The organism is Xanthobacteraceae bacterium, assembly GCA_019454205.1.
Taxonomy (GTDB): domain Bacteria; phylum Pseudomonadota; class Alphaproteobacteria; order Rhizobiales; family Xanthobacteraceae.
Genome location: CP075369.1, coordinates 2,530,087 through 2,551,367, shown reverse-complemented (window position 1 = coordinate 2,551,367; position 21,281 = coordinate 2,530,087). Strand labels below are relative to the sequence as shown.

General features: G+C 62.7%; 19 protein-coding genes. 11 read left to right on the top strand and 8 right to left on the bottom strand.

Annotation, left to right across the window (positions count from 1 at the left end):
- Positions 1 to 9 precede the first annotated feature (9 nt).
- The 3 genes from KF794_12880 to KF794_12870 are packed head-to-tail and all read left to right on the top strand — an operon-like array spanning position 10 to position 4,096.
- A complete protein-coding gene (locus KF794_12880) occupies positions 10 to 1,545 on the top strand; it encodes an outer membrane beta-barrel protein (protein QYK44649.1) in 1,536 nt (511 codons plus the stop codon).
- A gap of 50 nt (positions 1,546 to 1,595) precedes the next feature.
- Positions 1,596 to 2,912, top strand: a complete 1,317-nt coding sequence (locus KF794_12875) for a lytic murein transglycosylase (protein ID QYK44648.1) — start codon at positions 1,596 to 1,598, stop codon at positions 2,910 to 2,912.
- A 59-nt stretch (positions 2,913 to 2,971) separates the two neighbouring features.
- Complete coding sequence (locus KF794_12870; protein QYK44647.1) at positions 2,972 to 4,096, top strand: DUF459 domain-containing protein; 1,125 nt, start codon at positions 2,972 to 2,974, stop codon at positions 4,094 to 4,096.
- Positions 4,097 to 4,157: 61 nt separating this feature from the next.
- Here KF794_12870 and KF794_12865 read toward each other — a convergent pair whose 3' ends face one another.
- Positions 4,158 to 5,576, bottom strand: coding sequence for a glutamate synthase subunit beta (locus KF794_12865; protein ID QYK44646.1), 1,419 nt, complete (start codon positions 5,574 to 5,576; stop codon positions 4,158 to 4,160).
- A gap of 5 nt (positions 5,577 to 5,581) precedes the next feature.
- On the bottom strand, positions 5,582 to 10,267 hold the full coding sequence (gene gltB / locus KF794_12860) for a glutamate synthase large subunit (protein QYK44645.1): 4,686 nt from the start codon (positions 10,265 to 10,267) through the stop codon (positions 5,582 to 5,584).
- A 419-nt stretch (positions 10,268 to 10,686) separates the two neighbouring features.
- Here gltB and KF794_12855 point away from each other — a divergent pair, with 419 nt between their 5' ends.
- From KF794_12855 to KF794_12835, 5 genes are all read left to right on the top strand, one after another.
- On the top strand, positions 10,687 to 11,085 hold the full coding sequence (locus KF794_12855; protein ID QYK44644.1) for a DUF2946 family protein: 399 nt from the start codon (positions 10,687 to 10,689) through the stop codon (positions 11,083 to 11,085).
- A gap of 57 nt (positions 11,086 to 11,142) precedes the next feature.
- Positions 11,143 to 11,661 carry a YcnI family protein gene (locus KF794_12850; protein ID QYK44643.1) on the top strand — a complete coding sequence of 173 codons (519 nt, stop codon included), beginning with the start codon at positions 11,143 to 11,145 and terminating at the stop codon, positions 11,659 to 11,661.
- 5 nt (positions 11,662 to 11,666) lie between these two features.
- Positions 11,667 to 13,760, top strand: a complete 2,094-nt coding sequence (locus tag KF794_12845; GenBank protein QYK44642.1) for a TonB-dependent receptor — start codon at positions 11,667 to 11,669, stop codon at positions 13,758 to 13,760.
- A 97-nt stretch (positions 13,761 to 13,857) separates the two neighbouring features.
- Positions 13,858 to 14,340, top strand: coding sequence for a copper chaperone PCu(A)C (locus KF794_12840; GenBank protein QYK44641.1), 483 nt, complete (start codon positions 13,858 to 13,860; stop codon positions 14,338 to 14,340).
- A gap of 145 nt (positions 14,341 to 14,485) precedes the next feature.
- The gene (locus KF794_12835; protein QYK44640.1) at positions 14,486 to 15,313 is read left to right on the top strand and encodes a hypothetical protein; all 828 of its coding nucleotides are present in this window, start codon (positions 14,486 to 14,488) and stop codon (positions 15,311 to 15,313) included.
- Positions 15,314 to 15,387: 74 nt separating this feature from the next.
- Here KF794_12835 and KF794_12830 read toward each other — a convergent pair whose 3' ends face one another.
- Positions 15,388 to 15,843, bottom strand: coding sequence for an Hsp20 family protein (locus tag KF794_12830; protein ID QYK44639.1), 456 nt, complete (start codon positions 15,841 to 15,843; stop codon positions 15,388 to 15,390).
- A gap of 251 nt (positions 15,844 to 16,094) precedes the next feature.
- Between KF794_12830 and KF794_12825 the strand changes: the two genes are divergently transcribed.
- Together KF794_12825 and KF794_12820 are read left to right on the top strand one after the other, a co-directional pair.
- Positions 16,095 to 16,433 (top strand): hypothetical protein, encoded by a 339-nt coding sequence (locus tag KF794_12825; GenBank protein ID QYK44638.1) that lies wholly within the window; start codon positions 16,095 to 16,097, stop codon positions 16,431 to 16,433.
- A gap of 80 nt (positions 16,434 to 16,513) precedes the next feature.
- Positions 16,514 to 17,473, top strand: coding sequence for an alpha/beta hydrolase (locus KF794_12820; protein QYK44637.1), 960 nt, complete (start codon positions 16,514 to 16,516; stop codon positions 17,471 to 17,473).
- Here KF794_12820 and hisN read toward each other — a convergent pair.
- From hisN to KF794_12795, 5 genes are read right to left on the bottom strand one after another with little or no spacing between them, the layout of a single operon-like run.
- Positions 17,470 to 18,252 (bottom strand): histidinol-phosphatase, encoded by a 783-nt coding sequence (gene hisN / locus KF794_12815; protein QYK44636.1) that lies wholly within the window; start codon positions 18,250 to 18,252, stop codon positions 17,470 to 17,472. The genes KF794_12820 and hisN overlap by 4 nt on opposite strands.
- 6 nt (positions 18,253 to 18,258) lie before the next feature.
- Entirely contained in the window at positions 18,259 to 18,591 is a 333-nt protein-coding gene (locus KF794_12810) for a hypothetical protein (GenBank protein ID QYK44635.1), read from the bottom strand.
- A 32-nt stretch (positions 18,592 to 18,623) separates the two neighbouring features.
- Positions 18,624 to 18,950: a hypothetical protein gene (locus tag KF794_12805; protein ID QYK44634.1), complete on the bottom strand. Its 327-nt coding sequence runs from the start codon at positions 18,948 to 18,950 to the stop codon at positions 18,624 to 18,626.
- Between the two features lie 21 nt (positions 18,951 to 18,971).
- Positions 18,972 to 19,295 (bottom strand): hypothetical protein, encoded by a 324-nt coding sequence (locus KF794_12800; GenBank protein QYK44633.1) that lies wholly within the window; start codon positions 19,293 to 19,295, stop codon positions 18,972 to 18,974.
- 53 nt (positions 19,296 to 19,348) lie between these two features.
- Entirely contained in the window at positions 19,349 to 19,681 is a 333-nt protein-coding gene (locus KF794_12795; GenBank protein QYK44632.1) for a hypothetical protein, read from the bottom strand.
- A 153-nt stretch (positions 19,682 to 19,834) separates the two neighbouring features.
- Here KF794_12795 and KF794_12790 point away from each other — a divergent pair, with 153 nt between their 5' ends.
- Positions 19,835 to 21,106 (top strand): MFS transporter, encoded by a 1,272-nt coding sequence (locus KF794_12790; GenBank protein QYK44631.1) that lies wholly within the window; start codon positions 19,835 to 19,837, stop codon positions 21,104 to 21,106.
- The last annotated feature ends 175 nt before the right edge of the window (positions 21,107 to 21,281 follow it).

Sequence of the window (21,281 nt, the reverse complement as noted above, 5' to 3'; positions counted from 1 at the left end):
CGACTGTGGATGAGCGGAAGCGCCCGCGCGTTTGCCGCGGTGCTTATGCTCGCGTGCTGTTCGGCTGCGTTCGCGCAGACCGCGACGGACGATCGCGACCGGCAGGACCGGCTCAACCTTTCCGGCAACCGGCAGAACATCGGCGAGATGAGCGTGGCGGCAGGACGCTTCGATCCGCCTTACGCAAGCCCGCCCGGCTCCGGTGCGGCGACGACCGGTTTCGTCTCGCAGAAAAAGAAAAACACGAAGGGCGCGAAGAAAAAGCAGGCGACGAAAAACACCGAGCCTGCAATTCCACCCGCGCAGGTGAACCGCAACCCCGGCTTGCTGCGCGTGCAGCAACAGAACGCGGCCGCCGATGTCACCGGCAGTATCGTCCAGCGCCCGCGCCGCCGTGCCGTGCCAGAAGACGAGCCGTTCGCGCCAATCGGGTTCCGCTCCGGCACGTTCATCCTGCGGCCGAGTATCGACGTAGACTACGGCTACGACACGAATGCCACGCGCGTCGCGAACGGGCAGGGTTCGAGCCTGAGTGTAGCGACCGCGCAATTGCTCGCGGCTTCCGACTGGTCGCGGCATCAGCTCACGCTGGATATGCGCGGCAGTTACACGCACTACTTCGACATCGAGGGCCTGAACCGTCCCGACTTGCAGGCAAACCTGCGTGGCCGCATCGACGTGACGCGCGACGGCCGCATCGAGGTGGACGGCAAGTTCGCACTGCGCACCGAGAATCCGGGCAGCCCTAACCTCACTGCCTCGGTCGCGGAACTGCCGAACATCTATACGTTCGGCGTGGGTGCGGCCTATGTGCAGCGCTTCAACCGGCTCGAACTCACTGCGGGCACGGCTTTCGAGCGCAATGTCTACGACAACGCGAAGCTGACCAACGGCACGGTCGCCGATCTTTCGGATCGCGACTACAACCAGTATTCGCTGCGGCTGCGCGCGGCCTATGAATGGTCGCCGGATGTGATGCCGTTCATCGAGACGGTGGTGGACAAGCGCGAGCGCGACCTCGCAGTCGATTTCACCGGCATCCAGCGCGACTCCGAGGGCGCGCTTGTGCGCGCGGGCTTCACCTTCGGCAGGAAGGAAGTGCTCTCCGGCGAGATTTCGGCCGGTTACGCGATCCGCACCTATGCCGATCCGTCGCTCAACGACATCCAGGGCGTGATCGTCGACTCCTCGCTGATCTGGCGCGCAACCGGGCTGACCACGGTGCGGCTGAACGCGACCTCGGCCATCGACGAAACCATCGTGCCGGGGGCGGCCGGCGTATTGCGCCGGGAAGCGCGGCTGGTCGTGGAGCACGCATTCCGCCGCTGGCTGATCGCTTCTGCCAGCCTCGGTTACACCATCGAGGATTACCGCGGTTCCGGGCTGGTTAACGATTATTTACGAACTTCCGTTGCATTGACGTATTTCCTGAACCGGTCGCTCGCGCTCAAGGCGGAGTATCGCCACGAGCAGCTTTTCTCGAACGTTCCCGGTTCCGACTACACGGCGAATATCGGGCTGATCGGCATTCGATTGCAGCGATAGGTCTGGAGCGCCGTTCTCGCGAAGTTTGTGCTGCGTAGTTGCGAGGACGAATGAAACGGTTGACGAACGTGGCGCGCGTCTGTGCGCTTGCGGGCATCTCTGCATCGCTGATGGCGTGTGCGAGCGACCCGGTTTCTACACAAAGTTTCAACGAGCCGGTTCGCACGCATAACAACCTGCCGGGTAAGCCCGCGAATGCGCAGCCCGCCACGCATCCTGCGATGACGCAGCAGGCGATTGCACAGGGCGCGGCCAACTTCAGGCAATGTATTGCCGGTATTGCGCCGCAGGCTGCGCAACGCGGCATTTCGCATGCGATCTACAATCGCGAGACGCGCGATCTCGAACCGGACCTGAAAATCCTCGAATTGATGGACCGCCAGCCGGAGTTCACAAAAGCGGTCTGGGATTACATCGACACGCTGGTCGCGGAGCGCCGCATCGAGAAGGGGCGCGAGATGTTCGCGCAGTACCGCAACGTATTCCAGCGCATCGAACAGACCTACGGTATCGACCCGTATGTGGTTGCGGCGATCTGGGGCATCGAATCGAACTTCGGCGCGAACCGCGGCGACCGTGACGTGATCCGCTCTACTGCGACGCTCGCCTGCATCGGCCGCAGGCAGGATTTTTTCCGCGCCGAGTTTCTCGCGGCAATGGAAATCGTAGCGCGCGGCGACATTGCGCGCGAGCGTTTCAAGGGATCGTGGGCGGGCGCATTCGGGCAGACGCAATTCATGCCGACCACCTTCCGGCGCCTCGCGGTCGATTTCGACGGCGATGGACGGCGCGATCTCGTGGACACCGTGCCCGATGCACTTGCTTCCACTGCGAACAATCTGAGTCGCAACGGCTGGCAGCGCGGTTTGAGCTGGGGTTATGAAGTGAAACTGCCGCGCGGCTTCAATTACAATCTCGCCAACAAGAACGTGAAGAAGTCCACGCGGGAATGGGCGTCGCTTGGCGTGCAGCGCGTGCGTGGCCAGCTTCCCGCTACGCAGGGCTATATCCTCGCGCCGGCTGGCGCGCGCGGGCCGGCGTTCCTGATGACGCAGAATTTCCAGACCATCCTTCGCTACAATCCGGCCGATGCCTATGCGCTCGCCATCGGCCATCTGGCGGATCGTATTCGCGGCGGCGGGCCATTCGAGGCCGGGTGGCCGCGCGGCGAGCAGGTGCTCTCGCGCGCGGAGCGGATCGAATTGCAGGAGCGGCTTTCCGCGCTGGGTCTCTATCAGGGTACGGCGGACGGGAAGTTCGACGACAGGACGCGCGAGGCGCTTGCCGCCTATCAGCGGCAAAATGGCATGACGCCGGATGCTTTCGCTACCGTCGCCGTGCTGGAACGGCTGCGCACAAGCCGCTAAGGCAAGTCTTGAAATGGCCGCCAAAAGCGGCCATCGATAGCGGGCGAGGAAAGCTGCCCGTGAAAAAGCTGCTTGTTTTTCTGCTGATGTTTGCCTGTGCCGGTGCGATTGCCGCCGACAGCGTGCGCGCGCAGAGCTTTCTCGAACAGCTGTTCGGCCGCTGGCCCGACCGCAACGAAAAGAAGGAAGAGAAGCCGCGCGAGGAAGTCACGCCGCTGATCGGCACTGTCTACAATTCCTCGAACGACGCCATCAACGACCCGAAGCGCCAGACCAAGCCCACCGAATTCGTGGTGGTCATCGGCGATACGATGGCGGACCAACTCGCGCAGGGCCTCGCGGAAGCGTTCTTCACCGAGCGCGCGGAAGTCGCGATCGTGAAGAAGGTGCGCGCGTCATCGGGCATGGTCCGCGCCGACTTCTATGACTGGATCGCGGAGGCCAACAAGATCATCGCTTCCGAACCGGCAACCGCATTCGTGATCATGCTGGGCGCGAACGACCGGCAACCGCTGCGCGATGCGCAGGGCGCGCACGAGTTTCGCTCCGACCGCTGGCGCGAAATCTATTCGCAGCGGATCGACCAGTTGCTTTCGGTCCTGAAGGAAAAGCGCGTCTCGATTTTCTTCATGGGACTGCCGCCGACTTCTTCGCCGCGCCTCACCAACGACATGGCTTACATCAACGAGATCATCCGCGAGCGTTCGGTGAAGGCGGAAGTGCGCTACGTCGATATCTGGGAAGCCTTTGTCGACGACAAGGGGCAATACGTTTCCACCGGCCCCGCGCTCGACGGCCAGACGCGGCGCCTGCGCCTCGGCGACGGCATCCACTTCACGCGCTTCGGCGCGCGCAAGCTCGCGCATTATCCGGAGCGTGATTTGATCCGGCTGTTCGATGCGCGCCAGCGCGGCCCTGTGATTCCGTTCGGCACCGATGGCGGGCCGCAGATCCCCGGCGTGAAGCCATTGGCGGGACCGATCCTGCCGCTCACCATGCCAATCGCGCCGCAGGGCGGGCTGCTGGGGGCGAAGCAGAATACGAATGCGGTGCCGGGTGCAATCGACCCCAATGCGGCGAAGACGCTGGTCGAAGGCGTACCGCAAGCGGCGGTACCGGGCCGCGCCGACGATTTCGGCTGGCCGAACCGCGCGCCGCTGGTACTGACGCCGACGCCGAATTGACGAAAGCAAAAAGCCCGCAGCGTGCCGCGGGCTTTTTTTATTTTAGCTTCTGGCGCAGACGTTAGCGCGGCAGGTTGGTCGCGCCCATCAGGAATTTGTCGACCGAATACGCGGCCTGACGGCCTTCGCGGATTGCCCAGACGACGAGCGATTGTCCGCGGCGCAGGTCGCCGCAAGCGAAAATCTTTTCCTTCGACGATTTGTAGTCCGCGACGTTCGCTTTCACATTGCCGCGCGCATCCAGTTCGACGCCCAAATCCTTGACCATGCCTTCGTGCACGGGATGCACGAAGCCCATCGCGAGCAGCACGAGTTCGGCATCGAGATCGAATTCGGTGCCGGCGACCGGCTTCATGTTGCCGTCCACGCGCACGCAACGAAGCTTTTTTACCTTGCCGCCTTCGCCGGTGAAGGCCTGCGTCATGACGGAGAATTCGCGCTCCGCGCCTTCTTCCTGCGAAGATGAGGTGCGCAGCTTGAGCGGCCAGTCCGGCCACACCATCAGCTTGTTTTCTTTTTCCGGCGGCATCGGCAGGATTTCGAGTTGCGTCACGGACTTCGCGCCCTGACGGATCGAAGTGCCGATGCAGTCGGAGCCGGTATCGCCGCCGCCGATCACGATGACATGCTTGCCGCCAGCGAGGATTTCCTTCACGCCGCCGAGCGGTTCGTTGCCGACGCGGCGGTTCTGCTGCGGCAGGAATTCCATCGCGTAGTGGATGCCGTCGAGTTCGCGGCCCGGAATCGGCAGGTCGCGGCCCTTTTCCGCGCCGCCTGCGAGCACGACCGCATCGTGCTTTGCGACGATGTCCGCAATCGGCGTATCCACGCCGACATGCTTGCCGTAATGGAAGGTAACGCCTTCCGCCTGCATCTGCACGACGCGGCGGTCGATGTAGTGCTTCTCCATCTTGAAGTCGGGAATGCCGTAGCGGAGCAGGCCACCAGCCTTCGCGTATTTCTCGAACACATGCACGTCGTGGCCCGCGCGCGCGAGCTGCTGCGCGCATGCAAGGCCGGCGGGACCGGAGCCGATCACGGCGACCTTTTTGCCGGTCTTGTGCGTGGGGACTTGCGGCTTCAGCCAGCCTTCCTCATGCGCGCGATCCGCGATTGCGGCTTCGATCGTTTTGATGTTGACCGGCACGTCTTCGAGGTTGAGCGTGCAGGACGCTTCGCACGGCGCCGGACAGACGCGGCCAGTCACTTCCGGAAAATTGTTGGTCGAGTGCAGGTTGCGCGCGGCTTCTTCCCAGTCGCCGCGATAGACCAGATCGTTCCAGTCGGGGATCTGGTTATTCACCGGGCAGCCGTTGTGACAGTACGGAATGCCGCAATCCATGCAGCGCGCCGCCTGATCGCGCGTCTCTTTCTCGGAGAGCGGCTCGACGAACTCGCGGTAATGCTTGATGCGCTCTTCAACCGGCCGATAGGGCCGGTCCTCGCGCTCGATTTCGAGGAACCCCGTGATCTTGCCCATTTTACTTAAGCCCCCGCAGCGAGACGCGGCTGTTCTTGCGCGATTTTCTGCATTTCGCCAAGCGCGCGGCGGAATTCATGCGGCATGACCTTGCGGAATTTGCCGACATAGTTGTTCCAGTCCGCGAGGATGGCGGCGGCTGTTTTCGAGCCGGCATACTTCGCGTGGTTTTCGATCAGGTGCTTGAGCCGTTCCGCGTCGTAGGCGCCGAGATGCTCCTTCACCAGAATGCGCTGCATGGCTTCCGGATCGCCCGATTCCACGACCTTCTCGAGCCCGACCATCGCCATGTTGCAGCGGCTCTCGAAGGTGCCGTCTTCGTCGAGCACGTAGGCGATGCCGCCCGACATGCCGGCCGCGAAGTTGCGCCCGGTCTTGCCAAGCACGACGACGATGCCGCCGGTCATGTATTCGCAGCCGTGATCGCCGGTGCCTTCGACAACCGCGATGGCGCCGGAGTTGCGCACCGCGAAGCGCTCGCCCGCGACGCCGCGGAAATAGCATTCGCCTTCGATTGCGCCGTAGAGCACGGTGTTGCCGACGATGATCGACTCTTCCGGTACGAACGCGCCGTCCTCGGACGGGCGAACGACGATCCTGCCGCCGGAAAGCCCCTTGCCGACATAGTCGTTGGCTTCGCCTTCGAGATCGAAGGTGACGCCGCGCGCGAGCCACGCACCAAAGGCCTGACCCGCGGTGCCCTTCAGGCGAACCTGAATGGTATCGGCGGGAAGGCCGGCGTGGCCGTAGCGCTTCGCGACTTCGCCGGAGAGCATCGCGCCCGCCGAGCGGTTCACGCTCTTGATCGGCATCTGGATGCGAACCGGCGCGCCGCGGTCGAGCGCGGCCTTCGCTTCCACGATCAGCTTGCGGTCGAGCACATCTTCGAGGTGATGGTTCTGCCGCTCGCTGTTGAAGATCGCGACGCCCCTGGCAGCGTTCGGCTTCGCGAACAGCTTCGAGAAGTCGAGGCCGCTGGCCTTGGCGTGGGCAATGACCTTGGTGCGGTCCAGCATCTGCATCTGGCCGACCATTTCGTTGAAGGTCTTATAGCCGAGAGCCGCCATGATCTCGCGGACTTCTTCCGCAACGAAGAAGAAGAAGTTGATGACGTGCTCCGGCGCGCCCTTGAAGCGCTTGCGCAACACCGGGTCCTGCGTCGCGACGCCGACCGGACAGGTGTTGAGGTGGCACTTGCGCATCATGATGCAGCCCGCCGCGATCAGCGGCGCGGTGGCGAAGCCAAACTCGTCCGCACCAAGCAGCGCGCCGATCACGACGTCGCGTCCGGTGCGGAAGCCTCCGTCCACCTGCACGCAGATGCGTCCGCGCAGACGGTTATGCACGAGCGTCTGGTGGGTTTCGGCGAGGCCGATTTCCCACGGGCTGCCTGCGTGCTTCAGCGAAGTGAGCGGAGACGCGCCGGTGCCGCCTTCGTAACCGGAGATCGTGACGTGATCCGCGCGCGCTTTGGAGACGCCCGCGGCAACCGTGCCGACACCGACTTCGGAAACGAGCTTCACCGAAACGTCGCCCGCCGGATTCACGTTCTTCAGGTCGTAGATGAGCTGCGCGAGGTCTTCGATCGAATAGATGTCGTGGTGCGGCGGCGGCGAAATCAGGCCGACGCCCGGCGTCGAGTGGCGCACCTTGGCAATGGTTGCGTCGACCTTATGGCCGGGAAGCTGGCCGCCTTCGCCGGGCTTCGCGCCCTGCGCCATCTTGATCTGCATCATGTCCGAGTTGACGAGATACTCGGTCGTGACGCCAAAACGCCCGGAAGCGACCTGCTTGATCGCGGAGCGCATGGAGTCGCCGTTCGGCATCGGCTTGAAGCGGTCCGCTTCCTCGCCGCCTTCGCCGGTGTTCGACTTGCCGCCGATGCGGTTCATCGCAATCGCAAGCGTAGTGTGCGCCTCGCGCGAGATCGAGCCGAAGCTCATCGCGCCGGTGGCGAAGCGCTTCACGATTTCCTTTGCGCTTTCGACTTCCGCGAGCGGGACCGGCGCGCGGCCGTCTTCCGCCGCGTCCTTGATGCGGAACAGGCCGCGGATGGTGAGGAGCTTCTCCGACTGCTCGTTCAGGATGCGCGCATATTCGCGGTACTGATCCTGCGAATTGCCGCGCACCGCGTGCTGAAGCAGCGAGACGGTCGGCGCGGTCCATGCGTGCGCTTCGCCGCGCGTGCGCACAGCATATTCTCCGCCGACGTCGAGCATCTCGCGAAGGATCTGCTCGTCGCCGAAGGCCTCGGTGTGACGCCGCGCGGTTTCGCGCGCGATGTCGTCGGTGCCCGCACCCTCGATCTTGGTCGCGGTGCCGGTGAAATACTTCGCGACGAACTCGGCCTTGAGGCCTACCGCATCGAAAATCTGCGCGCCGCAATAGGACTGATAGGTCGAGATGCCCATCTTGGACATCACCTTCATCAGGCCCTTGCCGATGGCCTTGATGTAGCGCTTGACGATTTCCTTCTCGTCCGGCTTGCCCGGAATGTCGTCGCGCATCGCGAGCAACGTCTCGAAGGCGAGATAGGGGTTGATCGCTTCCGCGCCGTAGCCCGCGAGGCAGGCGAAGTGATGCACTTCGCGCGGCTCGCCGGATTCCACGACAAGGCCCACGGACGTGCGCAGGCCCTTGCGGATCAGGTGGTGATGCACGGCCGCGCAGGCGAGCAGCATCGGCAGCGGGATGCGCTCGGCCGAAACCGCGCGATCGGAGAGGATGATGATGTTGCAGCCATCCTTCACCGCGCTCTCGGCGCGGTCGCAAAGACGGTCGAGCGCCGGTTCAAGACCGTTCGCGCCCTGCTCGGCGGGGTAGGTGACGTCGAGCGTCTTCGAATTGAAGTGCGAGTCGATGCCTTCGTTGATCTCGCGGATCTTTTCGAGGTCCTCGTTGGTCAGGATCGGCTGATGCGCCTCAAGCCGCTTGAGCTTCGACGCGCCCTGCATGTCGAGGATGTTCGGGCGCGGACCGATGAACGAGACGAGGCTCATCACGATCTCTTCGCGGATCGGATCGATCGGCGGATTCGTGACCTGCGCGAAGTTCTGCTTGAAATAAGTGTAGAGCGCCTTCGGCTTTTCCGAGAGCGCGGAAATGGGCGTGTCGTTGCCCATCGAGCCGGTCGCTTCTTCGCCGTTCGCCGCCATCGGCGACAGCAGCATCTTCAGGTCTTCTTCCGAATAGCCGAAGGCCTGCTGACGATCGAGCAAGGAAAGGTTCGAGCGCGGCACCGCGTTCTTCGGCGCGGGCAGCTTTTCGACGACGAGCTGCGTCTTCTCCAGCCACTCCTGATACGGATGGCTGGCCGCGATCTCGGCCTTGATCTCCTCGTCGGGGATGAGGCGGCCCTTTTCGAGATCGACCAGCAACATCTTGCCGGGCTGCAAGCGCCACTTCCGAACGATCTGGTCTTCCGGAACGGTCAGCACGCCCATTTCGGACGCCATGACGATGCGGTCGTCCTTGGTGATGAAGTAGCGCGCGGGACGCAGGCCGTTGCGGTCCAGCGTCGCGCCGATCTGGCGGCCATCGGTGAAGGCAACCGCTGCCGGGCCATCCCACGGTTCCATGAGTGCTGCATGGTATTCGTAGAACGCGCGGCGCTTCTCATCCATCATCGGATTGCCGGCCCAGGCTTCCGGGATCAGCATCATCATCGCGTGCGAAAGCGAGTAACCGCCCTGCGTCAGGAACTCGAGCGCGTTGTCGAAGCAAGCGGTGTCGGACTGGCCTTCATAGGAAATCGGCCAGAGCTTTGTGATGTCGCTGCCGAACAGAGGCGAAGACACGGAAGCCTGCCGCGCCGCCATCCAGTTCACGTTGCCGCGTAGCGTGTTGATTTCGCCGTTGTGCGCGACCATCCGGTAGGGATGCGCGAGCGACCATGTCGGGAAGGTATTGGTCGAGAAACGCTGGTGGACGAGCGCGAGCGCGCTTTCGAAGTCTGCGTCGTGCAGGTCCGGATAATAAGAGCCGAGCTGGTCGGCAAGGAACATGCCCTTGTAGACCACCGTGCGGCACGAAATCGAAACCGCGTAATAGTCCGCGAGGCGGCGTTCGCGCTTGTTGTAGATCTTGTTCGAGATGACCTTGCGCAGGATGTAGAGACGGCGCTCGAATTCGGTTTCGTCCTTGATGCCCGCGCCGCGGCCAATGAAGACCTGCACGTGCACCGGCTCGGTCGGCTTCACGGACTCGCCAAGCGTCGAGTTGTCGGTCGGCACGTCGCGCCAGCCGAGCAGCTTCATGCCTTCCTCGGCAATCGCCTCGGCATAGATGTCGATGATGACCTGACGCCATTGCGGCTCGCGCGGCAGGAACAGGTAGCCGATCGCGTACTTGCCGGGGGCGGGAAGCTCGAAGCCGAGCTGCTTGGTCTTCTTCGTGAAAAACTTGTGAGGAATCTGGACAAGGATACCGGCACCGTCGCCGGCGCGGGGATCAGCGCCGACCGCACCGCGATGCTCGAGGTTAAGCAGAATCGTCAGCGCATCCTCGACGATCTGGTGCGACTTGCGGCCCTTGATGTCCGCGATGAAGCCGACGCCGCAGGAGTCTTTTTCGTCGCGCGGGTCGAACAGGCCCTGGGCTTCCGGCGCACGCCAATCCGCGCGCACGGTTTTCGTGCCAAGGGCCTTGGTACGATCCTGCGATCCCGATCCTCCGCGCCAAGCCGTCTTCATTGCCTTGCCCCTTTAACCTTTGTTTTTTCGCGGTACCCCGCAACCCGCGCCAACTTCGGCTCGTGGTCCGGTCCCGCGATTTGTTTGATCACGCGGTCTGCCAAGTCTCACGCCTCGGCAGGTCCGCCGTGCAAAGTCTGCGCCGGGCCGGCGAACCGGCTTTTTCCTGACGCTTCCGGCTTGTTTTATCGGCGAGCCGGTCGCCTTAGCCGCCTCTAAACTAGGACAGCATTGCTGTCTAATACCCTGACAGATTTTTTCCTGCCCCACAAGCGAGCAGATCGCTTTTCTTGCGGGGCCGCAGGTCCCCACGAAATAAACGGTATGTGGTGAAGCCGCCGGGCGCAATGTCATTGCGGGCAGGGTGCCGCATAGGCAGGTTCGGAGCTTGCGGTTAGGTTCTTCGCAGGGGGCCGTTCGTGCAGAAGTTCAGGGCAGGCGTTTTCTACGGGTGGCGGCGGCCGGTGGGCTGGCTAACTTCCTATGCGCTCGTGCTTCAGCTCGTCGCCGCGGCGCTGGCGGGCGGTGCGCTCTCCGCCCAGGCTGCGGAGCAGAACTGGTCCTATTTTGAAATATGCTACGGGCAGGGTGCCTCGGACGGGCAATTGCCCGACGGCGCGCCTGCGAAGCACAACAGCAAGTGCGCATCCTGCGTGCTTGCGGCGGCGGGTGGCGTAGCACTCCCGACGGAAGCCGCCATGTTCGCGGCTCCGGCTTTCGTCGTCACCAGTGCGGTCTGGATTCAGCGCGAGCAGCATCTCGCGCGTTCCGCATATTCACTCTCCCAACGGCAAAGGGCGCCCCCGATCGCTGCGTGAAGACCGGCCGACGCCGGACTCGTTCGCAGTTCTATCACTTTCAATTCGGGGCTACCCATGTCTTTTGTTCGCGCACTCGGTTGCGCGGCGCTTGCGCTGATCATCAGCGCTGCCGCGGCTTCCGCACACGTCGTACTCACCCAACGTTCGGCGCCCGCCGACAGTTATTTTCGCGCCGCTTTCGTCGTGCCGCATGGCTGCGACGGTGCGGCGACCACCAAAATCTCGATCTGGCTGCCGGAAGCGATCCTGCAAGCGCGCCCGCAGGTGAAGCCGGGCTGGCAGATCGAAATTGTGCGCGAGAAGCTCGATAACGAAGTCACCGGCCCGCATGGCGAGAAGATCACGCACCGTATTGCCAAGGTGATTTTCTCCGGCGGCAACGTGCCCGATGATTTCTTCGACGAGTTTGTCTTGCAGCTTCGCCTTCCCAAGCAGGTGGGCGTGTTCTCGTTCCCCGTCGAGCAGCAATGCGGCGACAAGGTTCGCCGCTGGAGCGAGATTCCCGCACCGGGCCAGAGCGCACACGATCTAGAGAGTCCGGCAGCGCAACTCACCGTAACCGAGAAGCGGTGAGAACGATGAAAAGGGTATTCATCGCCGCGCTGCTATGCGCGGTGGCAGCCGGCGCCCGTGCGCAGACGATGCTGCCAACCATCACTATCGAAGCACCGCGTACGCAAAACGATCAGGCTCCCCGCGGTCAGCAACCCGCGGCGGCTCCCCTGCAGTTGCCGCAATCGCTGACGGTGCCGAACGTGCTGGAGGCGATTCAGCAGATCCAGCGCACGCCGGGCGCGGTCAATGTTGTGCCGCGCGAGCAGTTTGGAAACAAACTGTCCGTCACGCCAAAAGACATTCTCGATTATGTGCCGGGCGTGTTCGTGCAGCCGAAGTGGGGCGAGGATTCGAAACTCTCCATTCGCGGCTCGGGCCTGTCGCGCAATTTCCACCTGCGTTCGACGCAACTTTATATGGACGGCATTCCGATTAACACCGCCGACGGTTATGGCGATTTTCAGGAGCTTGATCCGAGCGCCTATCGCTATGTCGAAGTCTACAAAGGAGCGAATGCGCTGCGCTTCGGTGCGAACTCGCTCGGCGGTGCGATCAACTTCGTGACGCCAACCGGCTATGACGCAAAGCGCCTGAGCGCGAGCGTCGATTTCGGTTCGTTCGGGTTTCAGCGTTTCCAGTCGAGCAGCGGCGGCGTGTTCGGTCCGGCGGATTATTTCATCACCGGCTCGTTTCAGGAGCAGGATGGTTTCCGCGATCACAGCTACGGCGACTCCATCCGCGCGTCCGCGAATTTCGGCTACAAGCTCTCTCCGGTTTTCGAGACGCGGTTCTACATCAACTCGAATACGATTCGGCAGCGGATTCCGGGTGAGGTGGACCGCAACACGGCGCTGACCTCGCCGCGAACCGCGAACGCGGACAATGTGAACCGTGATTTCCAGCGCAACATCGAATCGCTGCGCATCGCCAACAAATCCACGCTGCGTCTGGAGAACACCACGATCGAGTTCGGGGTGTTTGGCGTCGACCGGCACCTGAAACATCCGATCCCGGTATGGCTGGATTACGCTTATCAAGACTATGGCGGCTTTGTTCGTGCGGTGAACGAAAGCCAGATTGCGGGCTTTCGCAATCGTCTCATCACCGGCCTCAACATCCATAACGGCGAAGTGGATGCGCAGACGTTCGTCAATCTCGCGAATGCGGTGAAAGGCCCGCTGATCGGGCGCACGCGCGACAAGTCGCAGAACTATTCGGCGTATTTCGAAAATGCGTTCTACTTCCTGCCGGATGTGGCGCTCATAACGGGTACGCAATATCTGCTCGCTATCCGCGACCGCGTCACGCTGAACGGCGCGGCTGTGCCGGGGCGCACCAACCACGATCTATGGAGTCCGAAAGCAGGCCTGCTGTGGGACGTGGACCGCAACTGGCAGGTTTTCGCCAACGTCTCGCGCAGCGCCGAAGCGCCCAGTTTCGGAGAAGGCTCCGCGTTGTTTGGGCCGTTCACGGCGATCCGTCCGCAAAAGGCGACGACCGTCGAACTCGGCACGCGCGGCAATCGCGAAACCTATGCGTGGGATTTGGCGGTCTATCGCGGTAATTACCGCGACGAACTTCAATGCCTGAACAGCGGCGGCGGCATCTGCGAACTGACCAATGCCCAGCGCACGATGCATCAGGGTATCGAAGCGGGTTTCGGCTTTGCGTTGTTCAGCGGCCTCGCCGCGCCGGGCAAGAAGCCGGACCGGTTGTGGCTGAACACGGCCTATACGTTCAGCGATTTCCGCTTCGACAACGATCCGCTATGGGGCAACAACCTGCTGCCCGGTGCGCCACGGCATTATGTGCGCAGCGAATTGATGTACCGGCATCCGGCGGGATTCTCGTTCGGGCCGAACATCGAGTGGGTGCCGCAAGCTTATTTCGTCGATAACGCGAATACGATGCTGACCGCTTCCTACGCGCTGCTCGGCTTTCGCGCGGTGTACGAGGCGAACAGCAATTTCACGTTCTATCTCGATGCTAGAAACCTCACCGACGAGGCCTACATCTCGTCGGTCAGCATCGCGAACGTATTCGGCGTCGGTCCGACCAACCTGTTCAATCCCGGCAACGGCCGCGCGATCTATGGCGGGGTTCGCATCACCTACTGACAAAAATCCCGGCGCGGGCTTCCGGCCCGCGCCGCTCTCCAAATTGACGAGTTTTCAAACCGCTGACTACAAAGCAGCAATGAAAGGAGTACCGGCCATGCGAATGGTGAAGCACTTTCTCCTCTTGATCCTTCTGGCGATGCCCTCGGCGACGATGGCGCAGCAGGTCTACACCAAGGGCAACATCGAAATCCAAAGCCCATGGTCGCGCGCGACACCGGGCGGCGCGGATGTCGGCGCGGGCTATCTTGTCATCACCAACAAGGGCACGCAGTCCGAGCGATTGGTGTCGTTCACGACCGATCTCGCCGGTCAGCCGGAAATCCACGAAATGGGAATGGACGGCGGCGTCATGAAAATGCGCCCCTTGCCGAAGGGTCTCGAGATTCCTCCGGGCGCCACTATCAAGCTACAGCCCGGCGGCTATCACCTCATGCTGCTGAAGCTGAAAAAGCCGCTCTCGCAGGGGCAGCGCTACAAGGCCACGCTGGTATTCGAGAAGGCGGGGCCGATCGAAGTAGAGTTCGAGGTCCGCGCCATCGGCGGCAACAATCCAGGCGGCCACAAACACAATCACTGAGTCTTTCCGCGGGAGATCGCGGAAACCGCCGGAAAGTGCGCTTTCGCTTTCGCGAAAGCGCACGATTCCGGTCCCAACACCGCCGCAATCGAATTGCGAAATCCGGTCCCGGTGGGGGGCGGCTCGTCTTACAGGGAGAGCTGCCGTGGCTAGACGTTACGGGTTCTTGCGTACTGCGTTCGCGGCGATGCCTGCGGCGCTGGTGCTGATCGCCGGTTCGATACCGGCTTCCGCTCAATATCATTATCGCTGGGGACCGGACGCGCCGCCGCCCGGTTATTCCGGCCGAATCCCGCCGCAACATATCGAGGCGATGGTGCGCTCGCTCGGCTTCACGCCGGTCGCGGAACCGCGCCCGCGCGGGCCGCTTTGGGTCACCCATGCGGTGGACCGCAACGGGATGCAGGTGCGCGTCCTGATCGACAGTTTCTCCGGGCGCGTCATCGACGTGCTCAGCCGTCCTACGCCGCCGCGTCAGGTTGCGATGGTGCCGCCGCCGAACGGTCCGCGCGATTACCGGCCCTATGCCGCGCCCGACGACGAAGACGACGGGCCGGATTACGATTACCGCGATCTTCCGCGCAACCAGCAGCAACTGCCGCCGCGCAGCAATCTGGGTCCGCGCGTGAACGAACGTCCGCAAACGCCGCAAGGCCCGCACGTAATTCCGTACGGCGAGCGCGACCAGAAAGTGATGCCGCAGCGTAATTCGCAGAAGAAGGACGAGCCGAAGAAAAAGAAATCGGCCGCCATCGAAAAAGAAAAGCCGGAGAAGGAAAAGAAGGCCGCTACTCCGAAGGCTCGTCCGGCCGACGCGCCGAAAAGCGCGCAGAACATGCCTGCGACTGTTCCGCAGCGTTCCGAGATGCCGAACGATCCGAAGAATACGGGCACCGTTCCGCCAGCGCAGGGACTGGAAGTGAAAAAGGATGACGCGCCGAAGGGCGTGCCGCCAGTGCAGCCGCCGTTCTGATGCGGCCGGTACCCAAAATAAAAAGCGCCCCGGCAAAAACCGGGGCGCTTCTTCTTCAGGAGCGTTCCGCGTGCTTACGCGGCTTTCGCCTCGATGGTCTGCGCGGAAGCGGTGCCGATCGGAATCTGGCGCGGCTTCTTGGCTTCCGGAATACGGCGAACGAGATCGACATGGAGAAGGCCGTTCTCGACGCTCGCGCCGGTGACCTCGACATGGTCGGCGAGCTGGAAGCGGCGCTCGAACGAGCGCGCCGCGATGCCCTGATAGAGCACTTCCGGCCGGTCCTGCGTTTCGCTCGCGGTCCTGTCGCCGCGAATTGTGAGCGCGTTTTCTTTTACTTCGATGTTGAGGTCTTTATCGGTGAAGCCCGCGACCGCGACAGTAATGCGGTAGGCGTCTTCGCCGGTGCGCTCGATGTTGTAGGGCGGGTAGGTCTGGGCCTGACCCTCGAAAGCGCCGTCGAGCAGCGAGAACAGACGGTCGAAACCGACCGTGGAGCGGTAAAGGGGGGTAAAGTCGAATCCACGCATGGCATATCCTCCTTGAAGCGACATGCATTTGGTTGCGCGCCCGCAAAGCGGGCTTGCCGAAGCCAAGCCCCGCGGACGGTGCGGCCGGATGGCCCGCACGAACCGGATATGGGCTGGGGAAAGCGGCTTTCAAGCCCCGCCAGCCTTCCTCGCCGTGCTGAAAATGAACGGCTCCTGAAGGCGCTTTTCGGTTGACGTTCATGCTGCGGAGCGCAATTTGCAGTCTGTGCCCGCGGTTCGCCGGAACAACGATGCAACTCCGTAAATTTCTCCCCGGATTTCTAGTGCTGGCGGTGCTCTGCACCGGCGCAGTGGCCGGGAGCGTGTCGCACAAGGAAGAAAGCGGCAGCGCGCCGGTTTCTTTGCCGCACAAGTCGGGCAATGTGATCGCCCAGCGCGCGCCGACCGTGGAAGGCGCTATCCGCCTGCTGGAGCGGCAGGGCTATCGCAACATCACGAACCTGGTTCGCCGGGGTGAAAATTTCGTGGGGCAGGCGACCGATTCGTTCGGGATGCGGGTTCGTATCGTGATGAATGCGCGCACCGGCGACATCGTCGGTCTCTCGGCGGTCATCCCGAAAAAGAAATAACCGCCTCGTCATTTGCGGGGTGTGCCGCGCCATTGTAGGGCTTGGCCCGTTCAAGGCGCATCCGGAGCGGCCGGCCGTTCATGTCTCTCGTTTCCATTCCATCGAACCCGGTGCCGGAAGGCGCAGTCTCCGGAATGCTGACCGCCGCCGACGGCGTGAAGGTGCGCTATGCGCGCTGGCCCGCGACCGGCCCGAAGCGCCTCGGCACGGTCTGTGTGTTTCCGGGCCGTGCGGAAATGATCGAGAAGTATTTCGAGGTCGTCAACGAGTTGCGTGCGCGCGGCTTCGCGGTCGCGGCGCTGGACTGGCGCGGGCAGGGCGGTTCGGCGCGCGCGTTGCCCGATCCGCGCAAAGGTCATGTCGGCGACTTCGACGAGTATCAGCGCGATCTCGACGTATTTCTCCGCGACGTAGTGCTGCCGGATTGTCCCCCGCCGCATTTCGCGCTCGCGCATTCGATGGGCGCTGCGAATATTCTGCGCGCGATTCATGCTGGCAAACGCACCTTCGAGCGTGCGGTGCTGTGCGCGCCGATGCTCGACCTGTGGCTGCCGAAGTATCCGAACCTTTCACGCCGTTTCGCATGGCTGATGACGCTATTCGGCATGAAGCACCGCTATATCGCGCGCGGCGGACCGGCGGCGGTCACCAACCGGCCTTTCCTCGGCAATCCGTGCAGTTCCGATCCGGTGCGCTACGAGCGCGGCGCGAAGATAGTGGAAGCAGAACCGTCGCTCGGTCTGGGTTCGCCGACGTATTCATGGACGGCGGCTGCGTTCCGCGCGATCGAGGAATTCGCGTCGCCGACCTATCCGTCCGAGATGAATCATCCGGTGCTGATCCTCGCGGCAGGCGAGGACCGCCTGGTTTCGACGCCTGCAATCGAGAAGTTTGCGATTCGTCTGCGTGCGGGTGCGTTCTTCGTAATTCCGGGAAGCCGTCACGAAATCCTGATGGAGCGCGACTCCATCCGCTCGCAATTCTGGGCCGCGTTCGATGCGTTCGTGCCCGGGTCCGCGGCGCAGTCGCGTACGCGTTAGCTGTTCAGAAGTTTGACCGCGGCATCGACCAGCCGCTTGTCACCGGCCGCGATGATCTGTCCGCCGCTCGCGGCGCTGCCGCCTTGCCAGTTCGTCACCGCGCCGCCGGCGCCTTCGATGATCGGAATCAGCGGAACGATATCGTAAGCGTCCAGCCCCGCTTCGATCACGAGATCGACGTGACCGGCCGCGACCATGCAGTAGGCGTAGCAGTCGCCGCCGTAACGCACGAGACGCGCCTGCTTCTCTGCCTGGCGATAGCGCTCGCCTTCTTCCGGCGTGAACAGGTGAGGGCTGGTGGTGAAGAGGAGCGCTTCTTCAATGGAGGCGCAGGCGCGGGTCATCAGCTTTCGCTCGCCCGCAGGACCGCGATATTTCGCGCGCGCCCCGTCGCCGGTGAAGGACTCGCGGATGAAAGGCTGCGCCATCATGCCGTAAACCGGTGCGCCGTCTTTCATGAGGCCGATCAGCGTGCCCCAAACCGGCATGCCGGCGATGAAGGATTTAGTGCCGTCGATCGGATCGAGCACCCAAGTGTAGGGTGCGTCGCTTTTCACGTCCTCGAATTCCTCGCCGACAATGCCGTGGGCGGGAAAATGCTTCCGGATCAGCGCGCGCATCGCGGTTTCGGCGGCCCGGTCGGCCGCCGTCACCGGGTCGAAATCGCCCTTGCGTTTCTTGTTATCGATCGCAAGGGCGGTCCGGAAGAACGGCAGGATTGCGTCCCCCGCCGTGCGGGCGAGTTCATCGACAAACGCAGCGAAGTCGACTGCGCTCATGACGAACTAGCCGCCGAAGGCCCGCGCGTTGCAAGCGGGGATGATCGCCTTGATCGCGCGCGTGCGGACCGTGTCCTGGTTGCCGCCGAGTTCTTCGTTGAACTGGCGATAGCTCTGCGAAACGGCTTCCGAGCCGAGGCAGGCGCAGGAGCAATATTCCGGGCAGCGGTTGCGCTGGCTCGCGGAGACGTTCGGGTTCTTTTCGCAAGTCGCCGTGCAGCTGCTGCGGCAGGCCGAACGCTCGGCGTCGGTCCACTGCGCGGAAGCCGGCTGCAAGCCTGCGGCCAGCGCGAAGAAGGCGAATGCCGCGATGACGGCGAAGTACGATTTACGGATCATGGTTTTCTCTCCCTTTATAAAAAGTGTTCTGCTTATCCGCCGAAGACGCGCGCGTTGCACCCGGGGATTACCGAACGGAATGCTTCGACCGCAGGGCTGTTCGGATTCTTTTCGAAGTCTTCATTGAGTTTGTCGTAGTCGGGCGCGACACGCGCGCCGCCTTCGGCGACGCAGGTGCAGTAGTTCACGCACTTGTCCTTGTTCGGACCGGTGACGTTGTCGTTCTTCCGGCAAGAATCTTCGCAGCCTTCCACGAATTCTTCGATCTGGTCCTGGCTCCACTGGGCGAAGGAAGGCCGCGGACCAATGGCGAAAATACAGACGAGTGCGACGAGCAGCAGCGTATTGCGAATGTTCATGGGCGCTACCTCGGCCGGTTTTCAGCGCGCGAAGGCGCGGGCGTTGCAGCCGGGAACCAGTCCGCGGAATGCCTTTACTTCGTCAGTATCCTTGTTGGCGATGAAATCGCTGTTGAGCCGGTCGTAATTCGGCGCGACGCGTTCGCCGCCTTCGGCGACGCAAGCGCAATAGTCGACGCACTTCGTCTTCTGGTCGGCGGGCACCTTGTCGTTGCGCTGGCAGGAGGAGATGCAACCTTGTGCGAACTCGGATTTCTGGTTTGCATTCCACTGCGCGTTCGCGAACTGCGTGGTGGCGGCAAGGGCGAGCGCAACCGCGAGAGCGCGCATGCTGACGGAGATCATTCGGCTTTCCTTATATGAAAGGCCGGCACATTGCCGGCCCGTGACTTCAGATTTTAGCGCGAGAACGCGCGGACGTTGCAGGGCTGCGACAGACCCTGAAACTGCTTCACCCTAGGGGTCTCGTTACGCGCGGCGAAGTCGCGTTCGATCTGCTGGTATTCGTTTTCCGAGAACAGTTTCTGGCCTTCGTCGATGACGCAGTTGCAGTAGTCGGTGCAGCGCGGCTTCTGCGCATCGGGGACACGCGGGTTCTTCAGGCATGCGTCGTTGCAGCTTCCGAAGAATTCCCGCTTGAGGCCGTCCGACCACTGGGCGGAAGCCGGCGCGGCAAAAGCCACCAGCGCGGCCAACACGGCGCCCGCCAGAATCGAACTGCGAAGTTTCATGGATCGCTCCCCGGAAAGTGCGCAATCTATGCAAGCCATGTGTTCCCGGCAACGGCCTGCTGCGCCACAGCCGGTTGCCCGAATGGCCTGCCCATGGCACTCGCATTTGCTCACAAACAGGGCGAATGCCCGGAATATTGCAGGGAGACGACAGTGGGGGGCGAACCGAAATCCGGTTCCGGGGGGCCGGACGCGCCTGCGCCGCTGATCGACTTCCGCGCCGGGATCTGGCTGGTGCTGGTGCTCTCCACCGCGCAACTGGTCAGCCAGTTTCTGCGCAGCGCGGTCAGCGTGATCGCACCGAATCTCGTGACCGAACTGAACCTGAGCGCGGCGGGACTGGCGCTGCTTTCTAGTTCCTTTTTCCTCGCCTTCGCGGTCGCGCAGATTCCGGTCGGTATGCTGATCGACCGTTTCGGCCCGCGTTTCACCATGCTGATTTCGACCGCCATCGCGGTCGCGGGCTGCATTGTGTTCGCGCTCGGTCCTGATCTGAATACGCTGGTACTCGGCCGCGTATTGATGGCGCTTGGCTGTTCGAGTTTCTATGTCGCGCCGCTTGCGATCTATTCGCGCTGGTTCAAGCCGCAATATTTTTCGACCGTGGTTGGCGCACAGCTCGGCCTGTCCTCGCTCGGCCTGCTGGCTGCGACCGCGCCACTTGCTTTCGCCGCCGCGACGATGGGCTGGCGCGCCAGCTTTCTCATCGTCGCGGTGCTTGCGGCTTTGTCCGGGCTGGTAGTCCTGTGGTGGGTCAGCGACGATCCACCGGGGAAAGAAAAAGCAGCCGGAAAAAAAGAGACGCTCGGCGAAAGCCTGCGTGGGCTGCTCACCGTGATGCGCATTCCCTCGTTCTGGCCGATCTTCGCGCTACACATCACCAACTACGCGGTACTGATTTCCATTCTCGGATTGTGGGGCGGTCCGTATCTCGCGCATGTCTACGGCCAGAATCTCGAAACGCGCGGTTTCTATCTGTTTGTGCTCGCACTCTCGAGCGTGGTCTCGGTGTTTCTCTGGGGACCGGCTGACCGCGTTTTCGGAAGCTACCGGACCCCGGTGCTGATCGGGTCGCTCTCGACCCTCGTCATGCTGACGTGGATCGCGTTCGCGGGAAAACTGCCGCCGTCGCTGCTGCTGTTCTGGTTCGCCGTCTACGGTCTGGTTACGGGGTTCCCGCCGGTACTGACCGCGCAAGGCCGCTCGCTTTTTCCGCCGCAACTGGTGGGGCGCGGGCTTACGCTTCTGAACCTCGCCACCATGGGCGGGGTTTTCGTGTTTCAGTTCGTCACCGGGATCATTATCGAGGCTCTGGCACCGAATCAGACGGTCTATCCGGTCGCGGCCTATCAGGCGGCGTTCGGAGCCATGGCGGCGATGCTGGCGTTGTCCATTGGGTGCTACCTGTTTGCCAAAAAATCTTAGGCCAGCGCGCTTCTGGCGCTAAGGCTTTGATTCCGTTGCGGTTTGCTTCCGGCAATGGGCCTGCCATTCCCGAAAAAGTTATGTCAGGGCTACTTGCTTATTTTGCGGTGCGGGAGCATATTGTTGCGGTGCGATACGCGATGGCGTCGTGTTTTCGCCGCCCTCCTTGGGCGTT